The organism is Marinomonas sp. ef1, assembly GCF_002806845.1.
Taxonomy (GTDB): domain Bacteria; phylum Pseudomonadota; class Gammaproteobacteria; order Pseudomonadales; family Marinomonadaceae; genus Marinomonas; species Marinomonas polaris.
Map to the genome: position 1 here is coordinate 33,402 of NZ_NHTT01000009.1, position 13,404 is coordinate 46,805.

Annotated in this window: 9 protein-coding genes; 1 reads left to right on the top strand and 8 read right to left on the bottom strand. The window is 41.8% G+C overall.

Translation table 11 applies throughout. The features are described from left to right. Nucleotides 1–6: 6 nt before the first annotated feature. The 6 genes from adk to cysM all read right to left on the bottom strand — a co-directional run bounded on the left by adk (nucleotide 7) and on the right by cysM (nucleotide 9,042). Nucleotides 7–663, bottom strand: a complete 657-nt coding sequence (gene adk, locus CCS02_RS13850; RefSeq protein WP_012068970.1) for an adenylate kinase — start codon at nucleotides 661–663, stop codon at nucleotides 7–9. A 226-nt stretch (nucleotides 664–889) separates the two neighbouring features. Then, nucleotides 890–3,520 carry a phosphoenolpyruvate carboxylase gene (ppc, locus tag CCS02_RS13855; protein ID WP_100636885.1) on the bottom strand — a complete coding sequence of 877 codons (2,631 nt, stop codon included), beginning with the start codon at nucleotides 3,518–3,520 and terminating at the stop codon, nucleotides 890–892. An 85-nt stretch (nucleotides 3,521–3,605) separates the two neighbouring features. Then, nucleotides 3,606–4,409: a nucleoside triphosphate pyrophosphohydrolase gene (gene mazG, locus CCS02_RS13860; RefSeq protein WP_100185999.1), complete on the bottom strand. Its 804-nt coding sequence runs from the start codon at nucleotides 4,407–4,409 to the stop codon at nucleotides 3,606–3,608. Next, nucleotides 4,406–6,655, bottom strand: coding sequence for a GTP diphosphokinase (gene relA / locus CCS02_RS13865; protein WP_072839617.1), 2,250 nt, complete (start codon nucleotides 6,653–6,655; stop codon nucleotides 4,406–4,408). Before relA ends, mazG begins: the two co-directional genes overlap by 4 nt. Nucleotides 6,656–6,671: 16 nt before the next feature. Then, on the bottom strand, nucleotides 6,672–7,994 hold the full coding sequence (rlmD, locus tag CCS02_RS13870; protein ID WP_100636886.1) for a 23S rRNA (uracil(1939)-C(5))-methyltransferase RlmD: 1,323 nt from the start codon (nucleotides 7,992–7,994) through the stop codon (nucleotides 6,672–6,674). A gap of 154 nt (nucleotides 7,995–8,148) precedes the next feature. Further along, nucleotides 8,149–9,042 (bottom strand): cysteine synthase CysM, encoded by an 894-nt coding sequence (cysM, locus tag CCS02_RS13875; protein WP_072839616.1) that lies wholly within the window; start codon nucleotides 9,040–9,042, stop codon nucleotides 8,149–8,151. 382 nt (nucleotides 9,043–9,424) lie between these two features. Here cysM and CCS02_RS13880 point away from each other — a divergent pair, with 382 nt between their 5' ends. After that, a complete protein-coding gene (locus CCS02_RS13880; RefSeq protein ID WP_100636887.1) occupies nucleotides 9,425–12,232 on the top strand; it encodes a response regulator in 2,808 nt (935 codons plus the stop codon). 20 nt (nucleotides 12,233–12,252) lie between these two features. On the opposite strand, the gene acpS is transcribed toward CCS02_RS13880, so the two are convergent. Both acpS and recO read right to left on the bottom strand, forming a co-directional pair. After that, nucleotides 12,253–12,636: a holo-ACP synthase gene (gene acpS, locus CCS02_RS13885; RefSeq protein WP_100185996.1), complete on the bottom strand. Its 384-nt coding sequence runs from the start codon at nucleotides 12,634–12,636 to the stop codon at nucleotides 12,253–12,255. 27 nt (nucleotides 12,637–12,663) lie between these two features. After that, entirely contained in the window at nucleotides 12,664–13,401 is a 738-nt protein-coding gene (gene recO, locus CCS02_RS13890) for a DNA repair protein RecO (RefSeq protein WP_072839613.1), read from the bottom strand. Between the last annotated feature and the right edge of the window lie 3 nt (nucleotides 13,402–13,404).

Sequence of the window (13,404 nt, forward strand, 5' to 3'; positions counted from 1 at the left end):
GAATAATTAAGCCTTTAACGATGCTAATAGGCTTTGTTTAATTTCATTCAAATCACCGATACCATTAACTTTCACAAACTTAGGCGCTGTTGCGCTGTCTGCTTTTAGCCAATCTTGGTAGTAACCAATTAATGGCGCGGTTTGATCGTGATAAACACCTAAGCGTAAACGAACAGTTTCTTCTGTATCGTCTGCACGCTGCACAAGGTCCTCCCCCGTTACATCGTCTTTGCCTTCTACTTTAGGTGGATTATACACAAGGTGATAAGTACGACCTGAAGCTTCATGGACACGACGCCCACTCATGCGTTTTACAATTTCTTCATCAGCCACATCGATTTCTACAACGTAGTCAATTTCAACACCAGCATCTTTCAAAGCATCGGCCTGAGGGATAGTACGCGGAAAGCCATCAAACAAAGCACCGTTTGCACAATCATCTTGAGTCAAACGCTCTTTTACTAAACCAATGATAATATCATCAGAAACAAGCTGACCAGCGTCCATTACAGCTTTGGCTTTTAAACCCATTTCGCTTCCGGCTTTTACGGCTGCACGCAACATATCTCCTGTAGAGATCTGCGGAATACCAAACTCCTCCGTAATAAACTGAGCTTGAGTACCTTTACCAGCGCCTGGCGCACCTAATAATATTACTCGCATAAAAAGTCTCCAAAAGACAGCGTTAACTGAATAGCAAGGATGACTGGCACAATGCATCATCAACGCGCAATTAAGCACGGCAGCAAGGTGAACAGACAAACCAATTGCATACTAAAAAATTGAATGGTCGCCAAGCATACCCAAGCAGCCATCCAATATGCAAATTTACGTGCCTTTTTTTATCATTTTCTTACTCATACTGAGCATTTATCAACCACATTTGCAATTAGCCCGTATTTTGCATACCACTAGCAATACCTGCCATGGTAATCATTAAGGCTTTATTAACTTCAGCATTTTCTTCATCTTTTCGACTGCGATACAAAAGTTCCGCCTGCAAATAGTGCAATGGATCTATATACGGGTTACGTACATCAATAGACTGACGGATGGTTTTATTATCTTCAATGAGCCGCTCTTGCTTCTTAAGCATTTTCACCAGCTCACTCACCTGCTTAAGCTTGCCACGCAACAAACGCCCTAAGCCTTGCAATTCTTCACCCACTAGACGCTTTTCATAATATTCAGCAATCTCAGGTTCTGCTTTTGCCAATACCATATCAAGCATGTCCAAATAAGCACCAAAGAACGGCCATTTTTTGTGCATCTCGCGTAGTTTTTCCAAATTACCAGATTCGACACCCTGCTGTAGGGCACTCTCTGCGCCCAACCATGCGGGCAACATAAGGCGAATTTGCATCCAAGCAAAGATCCAAGGAATGGCACGCAAACTCTCTACACCGCCATCAGAACGACGACGTGCAGGGCGAGAGCCTAAAGGCAACTTGGCTAATTCTTGTTCTGGCGTTGTGGCTCTAAAGTAAGGCACAAAGTCTTCATGACCACGAATAATAGAACGATATTGATTCATCCCCACTTCGGCCATTTCATCCATAATCGCACGCCATTCCTCTTTAGGAGGCTCTGCAGGAATCAAAGACGCCTCCATCACAGCAGAACAGTAAAGTTCCAAAGAACGCACTGCGATATCAGGAATACCGAACTTAAATCGAATCATTTCACCTTGCTCAGTCACTCGAATAGCGCCATTAACAGAACCTGGCGGTTGCGACAAAATTGCTACATGAGCTGGGCCGCCGCCACGACCCACGGTGCCGCCGCGACCATGAAACAAAGTCAGATGGATACCATGCTTTTTACAAAGACGAGTCAGCGCTTCTTGTGCTCGATATTGCCCCCACGTTGCGGCAATTTGTCCAGCATCTTTGGCAGAATCCGAATAGCCTATCATCACTTCTTGGCGGCCGTTGATATAAGACTTGTACCAAGGAATTGAAAATAGCTGTTCGATAATAGGCTCAGCGTTATCCAAATCCGCAAGGGTTTCGAACAAAGGAACAATACGCATAGGAAAACTGACGCCAGACTCTTTTAGCATTAATGCAACTGCCAAAACATCCGATGGCGCACTGGCCATTGAAATAACATAAGAGCCAAACGAATTCTGCTGACCTTGGGAAATCATCGCGAATGTATCGAGCACTTCTTTCACTTCAGCTGTTGGCGTCCACTCCATAGGTAAAAGCGGACGTTTAGAATTCAACTCGGTCAACAAAAAAGCTTGTCGGGACGCTTCATCCCATTCGGCGTAATCACCAAGCCCATAAAAGCGCGTAATAGCAGATAAGGCATCGATATGACGAGAAGCATCTTGGCGAACATCCAAACGAACTAAGGTCGAGCCAAAGGTTGCCGCACAACGAATAAGATCAAGCAGTGACCCATTAGCAATCACCTTCATACCGCAATCTAACAAAGACTGATAGCACAAAATAAGATCATCGGTGAGCTCTTGAATATCAAGAAAAATATCCTCACCGGAAGTTGGTTTACCATCCAAGCATGCTTTCGCCCAGTTTTTGGTCGCCAACATCTTGTTTTCTAGATGTCGTAAGACTTCCCGATAAGGCTGAGTGCTATCGCCTACACGTGCGCGTAGGGCAGCATTACACTGCGTCATAGAAAACTCTGAACGCAGCACATTTAAATCTTTTATATAAAGATCCGCCGCCATCCAGCGAGCTAATAAAGTAACTTCCTTGGTTACTTTATGAGTCACATTCGGATTGCCGTCTCGGTCACCCCCCATCCAAGTTGCAAAGCGAATAGGCGCCAAATCGAGTGGCAAACGGTCTTCTTTTGAAAATTCACTAAATTGCTCATCTAATTGGCGAAAAAAACGTGGAACAGCTTGCCATAAGGATTGCTCAATAACAGCAAAACCCCATTTTGCCTCATCCACAGGCGTAGGACGATCTTCACGAATTTCATCAGTATGCCAAGCCTGAGTGATAATTTCTTTCAGGCGACGGATATGTTTGGTTTCTTCTAATGGCAGGATATTATCTTTATCGAGAGCTTCTAACTCACTGGAAATATTATCGTATTTCCGAATCAGTGAACGACGCACCACTTCCGTAGGATGAGCAGTAAGAACAAGCTCAATCGATTGAGATTGCAATGATGAAATCATTTGCTCTGCAGTAAAGTTCTGCTTAGAAAGACGGGTTAACAAATCGCCAACAGGATTGTGATACACACCTAAACTTTCATTAGTACGGCGGCGATGCACCCGATGATATTGTTCAGCAATATTAGACAAGTTCAAAAATTGATTAAACGCTCTAGCAACTGGCACGATTTCTTTATCATCCAGTGCTTCTAAGGCTTGAATAAGAGCGGCAGAATCACCAGATTGACGTCCATCTTTCGATAGCAATCGGATATTTTCCACTTTTTCTAGGAAACCTTCTCCCAAATGATTGCTCATGCTTTCGCCAAGACAGTCTCCTAGCAACCTAACATTTTCGCGTAATGACGCCTGACTATCACTCACTTCACCCTCCTAATGTTGCCAATAACGCCTTTACAAGCGCCCTATTATCTATCCAACAGATTATTCACTCAACAGATACGCCAGCCTACAAACCTTCGCGTTTGGCCTGATCCCAATAACTATCTAATTCTTTTAAAGAACAATCTGTTAGTTTTTTATTTTGTGCCGACACAAGTGCTTCAATTCTACCAAAGCGCCGACGAAATTTTATATTCGTTTTATTTAATGCCACATCAGGCGAGACCTCAAGATGACGAGCCAAGTTACTGACCGCAAACAGAACATCTCCCACTTCCTCTTCAACATGAAGGTGATTTTGCTCTCTCATCGCCTCTTCAAGTTCATCTAACTCTTCTCTAATTTTGTCAAAAACCGGTGCGACATCTGGCCAATCAAAACCAACTTTAGCGACTTTTTGTTGAATTTTTACTGCTTGCATTAACGCTGGCATAGAGACAGGCACTTCAGCTAACAGACTTTTATCTGTTGGGCCTTTTTCTTGCGCCTTAATCTGTTGCCATTGTTGCGCTATTTGCTGTTCGGTTAGCGTCGTTGGTTCACCAAAACGCGTAATATCGCCATCAGGAAAAACATGAGGATGGCGGCGCAGCATTTTTTCAACAATCCCAGCTGCGATATCATCAAATGTAAAGCGCTGTTCTTCTTCCGCCATTTGTGCATAAAAAATAACTTGGAAAAGTAAATCTCCTAGCTCTTCTTTTAAATGCTCAAAATCTTCACGCTCAATAGCATCTAACACTTCATACGTTTCTTCTAACGTATAAGGTGCAATACTTTTATAAGTCTGTTTTTTATCCCAAGCACAACCAAACTCTTTGTCCCTGAGGCAACTCATCAAATACTGTAGCTGTTTAACCTCGTTACTCAAAAGTCTCTCTCTCTGAAAACATTCAACACGTTAGGTAGCTGATTAATACGATGCAGTAACTTACTCAGCACGCTCAATTCACCCACTTCAATAGTAAAGCGAATGCTTGCCGTATGGTTCTCTTTGGCAGACAAGGTATTCATCGACAATAGATTTACTTTTTCATTTGCCAGTAAACTAGTGATGTCATTGAGCAAGCCAGTACGATCATAAGCTTCCACCTGTATATTTACAGGGTACTGGTTATCAAGCTCTTCACCCCAGCTAACATCAATAATACGTTCAGGCTCTTCTAAACCTAATTGAACAATATTAATACAATCCTGCCTGTGCACAGACACACCACGACCTTGGGTAATAAAACCAACGATGTCATCCCCAGGAATAGGCGTACAACATTTGGCCATCTGTGTTAATAATTTGCCTACACCTAAGATATGAATATCGTTATCTGAAGACTTATGACGGCTCTTTTTCAAACGAATTGGACGCGGTGTCGCAGTCTCACCATTCAGATTGTAAAAGTCATCAATAACACGCAACACTTTAGATAACTGAATGTCTCCCGCGCCAAGTGCTACGTATACCTCATCAGCATAAGAGAAGTTAAAGCGAGAAGAAATGGCTTGTAAATCGATACGATTATCTTCAAGACCCAGACGTTTCAATTGTTTATCGAGTAAATGCTTGCCGGCATCCAGATTTTTCTCTCGATCTTCTTTTCTAAACCAATTTTGAATCTTGGCTCTGGCGCGATTAGTTTGCACATAACCTAATGTCGGATGCAGCCAATCACGGCTAGGGCCACCCTCTTTAGTGGTGAGAATTTCAACTTTGTCGCCAGTTTTTAAGTGAGTGACTAAGGAAATAATTTTACCATTTACCTTGGCACCACGGCAGCGATGACCAATTTCAGTGTGAACTCGATACGCAAAATCAACCGCAGTCGCATTAATAGGCAAATCGACCACATGACCGTCAGGGGTAAAGACATAAATACGGTCTTGCTCGATGTCGCTGCGAACTTGTTCAGACAAAGATTCCAAATCGCCTTGCACTTCATGGAAGTCTAAAATGGTTCTTAACCACTGCAGTTTTTCTTCGTAGCTGCTGCTATTGGAACTTAAATCCGTACCTTTGTATTTCCAGTGAGCACAAACCCCAAGTTCTGCGTCTTCATGCATTTTGTGGGTACGAATCTGGATTTCAAGCGCACGGCCTTGAGGACCAATAACCGCAGTATGCAATGACTGATAACCATTCGATTTGGGGTTACTGATGTAGTCATCAAATTCCTGAGGAATTGGGCGCCATAAATTATGCACCACACCTAGAACACCATAACATTCCATCGGTTCGTCGACTAAAATACGCACAGCACGAACATCGTATACTTCATCAAAGCCAATGTTTTTGCGCTTCATTTTACGCCAAATACTATAGATGTGCTTTGCTCGCCCCATTAGATCAGCATGAATATTAATGCCTTTTAAACGGTCATCTAGCAGCTCAATAACATCATCAATGTACTGCTGGCGATCAAGACGTTTTTCGTCTAACCAAGTGGCGATACGTTTGTAATCAGTGGGATAAAGATAACGGAAAGAGAGATCTTCTAACTCCCATTTGATATGACCAATACCCAAACGATGGGCCAAAGGCGCATAAACACTTTGCACTTCAAGCGCAACAGCAACACGACGCTCTTCGTTTTGATGCTTGGCTTCTTTAATCGCGCATGCACGCTCAGCGAGTTTAATCAGCACAACTCGTACATCATCAATGATGGAAACCAGCATTTTGCGTAGTGATTCTAGTTGATTTTCACTACTGCCTAACACTTCAGCCGCGGAGTCAGCAGTCAAATTTTTCGAGACTTCACCCATTTTCATCACCCCTTCGACAATCGAAGAGACTTTACGACCAAACATTTCGGTAACACGGGAAATAGGTAATTGATCTTCTCGTACAACACGATATAAGGCGGCGGCTACCAATGAATCTTGGTCTGCTCGAAATCCAGAAAGGATTTCAACCATTTCTAGCCCAGCACGGAAAGTACTCGCTTGTGCCCCCCAATAAGAGGGTCGAGCACATTGTAATTCAGCTTGACGAGCCAACTCACAGGCCATACGCAAAGGAACTCGAGTACTGTCATCAATGAGGTGTGCAAAGTGCCCCATCCAAGCATCAATATCGACACTACCATCCTCTAACACAGGGTGATCTTTTCTTACCGTTACCATTTATCCGCCCTTAAATTTACTTCTTTTTTTGCAATAACATCATCGTTTCTACATGAGAGGTTTGCGGAAACATATCCATCAAACTAACACGTAAAACACGATATCCCTTTGCAACTAAATACTCGGCATCCCTAGCTAAAGTAGAAGCATTGCAAGAAACATACAATATTTGCGTCGGTCCAATTTTTATTATGCTGTCTAAAAACTCAAACGCCCCAGCACGAGGTGGATCCAACAATACTTTGGTAATGGTCTGCTTAAAAAGTTCATTATTCACAGGCTTAGTCAAATCCGCCGCCACAAACGACAGGTTATCCAAACCATTAACTCGCGCATTTTCTCGCGCGGCTTCAACCATAGTTTCTTGTACTTCAACACCAATGACTGATTGTGCATGCTGCGCCAACGGTAAAGAAAAATTCCCCACACCACAAAACAAATCCAATACAACATCTTGCTTACTTGGACTTAACCAGCTCATTGCTTGCGCAACCATCTTTTGATTCATAGTAGCGTTTACTTGAATAAAGTCTTGCGGGTGATATTTCAACCTTAAGTCAACAAGATCATAATAGCGCATTTTTTCAGGCGCCACTTCCGCCTTGCCCGCTTTTGGTGCTTGCCAATATAAAGCGACCTGCTCTTTTTCGGCCCAGTCTTCCCATGCATTTTTAAGTTCATCGGATATTGAAGACGTTAGTCGAAACAACACCGAAACACCTTTAGTGTCTTCAAGCAATTCCACATGACCTAGCACACCCGCCAAATCATTTTCTAACAGCGCGAGCTTGAGTGAAAGGAAGATACTTTGCAAATTAGGAGCAAGCACAACACATTGATCAATCGAGATGATTTCTTTAGATGCTTTACCACGAAAACCCAATGCCATACGACCTTTTTTGAGCTCAATCGCAATACGAGCACGCCGACGATAACCCATAGGTTTATCTGATAGCTGTTCAAGTTCTTGAGTTGTAATCAGATTACGCAGTTGTCCTTGCAACCAATCGGCTTTTGCATTTAGCTGTTGCTCATCAGCTAAATGCTGAAAACTACAACCGCCGCAGACATTAAAATGCTGGCAAGAGGGCTCAACTCGATAAACGCTCGGCTCAATGATATTTACTAAAACAGCTTCATCAAAGTTGCGCCCTGCTTTATTAACTTGCGCCTCGACTGTTTCACCTGGTAAAGCACCTTCAATGAAAGTTACTTTACCTTGGAAACGAGCAACGCCTTTTGCTTCATGCGTCAAACCGTCCACTTCGAAGGTCTGTATTGGACCAATCGACTGCGGCTTAGAGGTTGCTGTTCGACGTGGGGATGTTCTTCTTCTCAAAAGTGGCTCTCTTATTCCCGACTCTCTTTTTGGGATAAATAGGATAAATGCGCGGTTATTCTATCGCATCTGAATACAGAACAGTACGTGAAAGCGAGCCTTAAATAATTGAAAGGTACTGATACCCTGATGAGATGTCACAGACAAAAGTCACTTAGCTATCAAAAACACCTGTCGACAAATATCTATCACCACGATCACAAATAATTGCCACGATCACCGCATTATTGAGCTGTTTAGATAACTCCAATGCAATGGCAACAGAACCACCAGAAGAAACACCACAAAAAATACCTTCTTCTTTTGCTAAACGACGCATCGTCACTTCCGCAGCCTGTTGAGACACATCCATGACAGTATCCACTCGACTTTCATCAAAAATAGACGGTAAATACTCTTTTGGCCAACGACGAATACCAGGAATACTGGAACCGTCTTGTGGTTGCAGTCCAACAATCTGAATGTCTTTATTCTGCTCTTTCAGGTAATGAGAAACACCCATGATAGTCCCCGTGGTTCCCATGGAGCTTACAAAGTGCGTCACTGTGCCTTGTGTTTGCTGCCAAATCTCTGGCCCAGTTGTTAGATAGTGGGCGTTGGGGTTGTCTTGGTTCGCAAACTGATTCAAGACAATACCAACACCTTGATCTTGCATTTCTTGAGCAAGATCTCGCGCTCTTTCCATACCCTCTTCTTTTGTCACCAGATGCAATATTGCCCCATAAGCTGTCATCGCAGACTTACGTTCTTGGCTCATATTGTCAGGCATGATCAAGTGCATTTTATAGCCTTTAATAGCTGCCACCATGGCTAACGCGATACCAGTATTACCACTGGTTGCTTCGATTAAACTATCGCCCGGTTTTATATCACCGCGAAGTTCTGCCTGAAGTATCATATTTAAAGCAGGACGATCTTTTACTGAACCTGCAGGATTTTGTCCTTCAAGCTTTAATAAAACCGTGTTGCTTGGATTTGGGTTGATGCGCTGCAAGCGAACCAAAGGTGTTTGCCCGATTAAGGACTCGATACTAGGGTATTGGATCATAAAAAACTTCATTGACATTGATGACTTAGGGAATGAAACTTAACACTTTAAGCCTATTTAAGAACACTTACGCTAAACAGTACAATAAGAAAGCGTTATAAACTTAGTTTCAATATCGCATTCTAGAGTAAAAGATATGCTCATAACACGCATTTTCACCCTACTTTTGTTATTACTAATGATCAGTAGCTGTGACAAGTCCAACGAAGATCTCACTGGACTGAACAATCTAGAACTCAGAAAAAAGTGGCGTGAGTGTGCTTACATTCGCTCTCCATCTAGCAGCGAACAACATATATGCGGCAACTATGAAAGAGAATGTAATGACCGTAAAGACCAAGGCAATCTATCCTGCTATTAACCAACAGACTAGATTCTTAGTATGAAGAAATCACCTTTCTCAAACCTACCAACTCTAAGACTAAGCAGTAAACTTTTTTGGGCATTATTTGCACCTGTTTTCGTAGTCTCATTGCTAGCTGGCACTTTTCTCTTATCTACTCGCTTTAGTGATCTAAATCGTAATTTATACGAGCACACCTCACATATCACTGAACAAGTCGCTACAACCAGCGAATATGCCATTGTTTTTTCCGACCAAAACATGATGTATCGGATATTACAAAATGCACTAAACAATCAAGATATAAGTAGTGTTCAACTTTTTAATAGCGAACAAAAACTCATAGCAGAACTTGGTAAAGCGCCAGAATCAAGCGACACCAATTTTCCAGAAAATAGCTATATAAAACAATATGATAAATACATAGAATCGATTAGCGCCATTCATTACACCAACAACTCTCTTAATGGCACTTTTAACACTCAAGCAGACTTATTCAACACTGTAGACCAGCGCAGTTTAATCGGCTGGGTAAAAATTGAAGCTAACAAATCAGCAATTCAAATAGAAAAATACCAATACGCCTGCCTGATTATTTTTATTCTGCTTATCTTTAATATACTGGTTATTTTAGGTGCATTTCATCTATCAAGAACATTAACTCTGCCAATAAATAGGCTCTCTTCTGCGCTAAACAAATTGGTTAAAGGTCAATTTTCTAGTGCCAAGTTAATGAAATTACCACCAGAGTACGCAGCACTCCAAAAAGACCTGCTTGATTTAACAGAAAGATTAGAACATCACAATGAAGAACTGATTGCAGGCATTGAGCAGTCAACGGAAGATATTCGCCGTAGCATGGATAGCATGGAAGAAAAAAGTGCGCAGCTACATATAGCAAATCGCGAAGCAATGGAATCAAACCGTTTAAAATCACAATTTCTTGCCAATATTAGCCATGAAGTTCGTACTCCATTAAACGCGATTCTCGGTTATACAAAAACACTGCAGAAAGACATTACAGATACTCAGCAACGACTTTATGTGGACACCATTGAACAATCGACCAATAGCCTACTTACCATCATTGGCGATATATTGGATTTTTCAAAGATTGAGGCTGGTAAGCTCAATCTTGAAAGCAACCACTTCAATCTGAAAACATTATTAGATGATGTATATCAAATCCTCAGCATCAATTTGCTAACGAAAGAAAAACAGATCGATTTAGTACCAGAATTCAACCAGGATGTGCCAGAATGGTTTGTTGGAGACAGCACACGAGTACGCCAAATTTTAACAAATTTGATTGGCAATGCGATTAAGTTTACCCACCAAGGGTCAGTTCGCACAAGGGTATCCATCGCTTCACAAAGCCCACAAGAAATCACTTTATCTTTTCAGATTATAGATACAGGCATAGGTATTGCCGAACATAAAATCAACCGCCTTTTTAAGCCTTTTTCACAAGTAGACACCAGCACCACCAGACAATTTGGTGGAACTGGACTTGGGTTAGTTATTACCAAAAAGCTGGTTGAGCAAATGAATGGCAAAATTGAAGTTAGCAGCGATCCAAGCATAGGCTCAACCTTCCGATTCACTATCAATCTAAAAACGTCGCCAAAATTAAGCAATGATAAAAGCGCCCTAAATCGTCATGCAGTGCTACTAGAACCTAGCGCGACTTATAAAAGCTATCTGACCAACTACTTACAAAGCATTGGTGTTAGCTGTACAGCCTGTTCGGACTTAGAACAAATGGTAGCTCTACTAAATAAGCAGCATGACACCATTGACGCTATTCTACTAAGTGTTATGCCTGATGAGCAAAGTGTTGCCGAAGCTCGCGAGCTTATTACCTATTCTACGCAACAATTTTCTATTCCATGTATTTTAATGATTCAGCCTCCCGGCCAAATTGCTCATTATCCTGATTTAAAAGAACTATGTAGTGACATTCTACTTAAACCTATTAGCCATGATCGTCTTTACAACGCATTGCAATACCTTAATAACAGAAACGCCTCAACTACACTTCAACAACCCCAACAGCATCAAATAAATGTACTACAGGAAAAAATTAGTGGTCTCAAAATTCTTGCAGTCGATGATTCACCAATAAACTTACAATTACTAAAACACTGGCTAGTCCCTATCGGCATCGAAGTATCTTTAGCCTATAGCGGCCGACAAGCCATCGATATGGCAATGAGCGAAAGCTTTGATCAAATATTTATGGACATACAAATGCCTGAAATGGACGGCATGGAAACCACAAGACAACTCCGACAAATAGAAAACTATAAAAACACACCCATTATTGCACTAACCGCTCACGCCTTAGGGTCTGAACAACAACAAATACTCGCAAGCGGTATGAATGCGTATCTAACTAAGCCTATTAATGAAGAACTTCTTCTTAGTACCATCGAAACTTGGCGCTTAAATACAAAAAGTTTTCAAGATCAAGTAGATGACAAGCTAATTGGTATTTTCGATTTAGAAAAAGCACTTGAAATTGTCGATGGCAAAACCAACATTGCAAAAGAGATGTTTGATATGCTGGCAGACTCATTAGATGCTGAGAAAAAACTCATCCAACATCACTTAGAAAACCAAGACACAGAAAAACTCATTGAAGTAGTACACAGAATACATGGCGCCTCTAAATATACTGGCACCATCAACATTGCACGCCATGCTGGATTTTTAGAAACACACCTAAAAGAGTTAGGCTTGGAAGACGCTGACGGCGTAGCGGAAGACTTTATTGAAGCAATAGAAGAGCTACTAAGCCATAGACAGCTTATTCCTTGGCCTCAGCACTTAGATTCAACTATTTAGACTTAACTATTTAGATTCAACTATTTAGACTCAAGAACGACAAAAGCCTGAGCATAAGCTTTTTCATCGGTTAAACTTAGATGCCACGATACAGGGAAGTCATAACGAGCAATGATACTTTCATCAACGGTAAGAACCGGCTGACCAGAAGGCAAGTTACTAACGCTAAAATGCTGAAAACTAACACCTGAACCAATACCTGTTCCCAACGCTTTAACTGCAGCTTCTTTTGCAGCAAAACGCTTCGCAACGTAGGCATTTGCTTTATCTAGATTATTAATTTGTAGCCAACGTTCTTTCTCTGCAGCAGTCAATATCCTATCAATAAATCGCTCACCCAAACGCTCAATTGACTGAGCAATACGAGCAATTTCAACTAAGTCAGTTCCAACTCCGATAATCAAACACTCACCTCTTTATAGGACCAATCTTCACAAAGCACGAAAAATAGGCACTCCTAAATGCCGTTCCCCCTGAAAAGGCTGTTTTGGTAGCAAACGCCTAGAAACAATAGGTTTGCCATTCAACAAACTATCCAACCAATTACGATGTAACTCTTTTGCAAGACTTAAAACTTGCTTATCCATCCACTTGCCAGCATAGTAATCGAGCGCAACCTGCCCTTCGACAAACAACATCGGCATTTGCTTAGGTATCTCACCATAATAGGGTCGTAGACCAAACTTATAATGAAATTGATACAGCTGACGTGCCTCAAGCACCTCACCTCGACCAGTTGATATCATATTAATACCAACACCTAACTCCGAAAACAAACCAACCTCAAAACGTCTTAATAAAGGCGCTATCGGAGCCCCTGCATGCAAGCTTTCAATCAGCCATTTATAGAGCTCAAAAACATCAGGCAGTGGAAGATTAATCGGTAACAGCTTCTCAAGTAACTCATGCACATACAGCGCCGCATATAAAGGTAAGCCTTCCAAAGAAGACGCCGACTTTACCGACTCCAAGCTTTTCACCGTTTTTAAGTCGCTGCGGCCAGAAAACTCCATTTCATAACATAAAAAAGGCCCAGGTATGACCCGAGCCTCTTTTTTTGGTAATCGCCATACCCCCCTAATCAAACCCTGCTCAAGTGTTAACATATCAAGCAGGATTTTACTATCCTGAAAAGGGCGAGTATGAATCACATACGCAGAAACGCGCATCGG

What these genes read in the sequence shown, in the direction of transcription:
- adk (WP_012068970.1), bottom strand. Translation starts at nt 663, where the DNA reads ATGCGAGTAATATTATTAGGTGCGCCAGGCGCTGGTAAAGGTACTCAA.
- relA (WP_072839617.1), bottom strand. Translation starts at nt 6,655, where the DNA reads ATGGTAACGGTAAGAAAAGATCACCCTGTGTTAGAGGATGGTAGTGTC.
- cysM (WP_072839616.1), bottom strand. Translation starts at nt 9,042, where the DNA reads ATGATCCAATACCCTAGTATCGAGTCCTTAATCGGGCAAACACCTTTG.
- CCS02_RS13880 (WP_100636887.1), top strand. Translation starts at nt 9,425, where the DNA reads ATGAAGAAATCACCTTTCTCAAACCTACCAACTCTAAGACTAAGCAGT.
- recO (WP_072839613.1), bottom strand. Translation starts at nt 13,401, where the DNA reads ATGCGCGTTTCTGCGTATGTGATTCATACTCGCCCTTTTCAGGATAGT.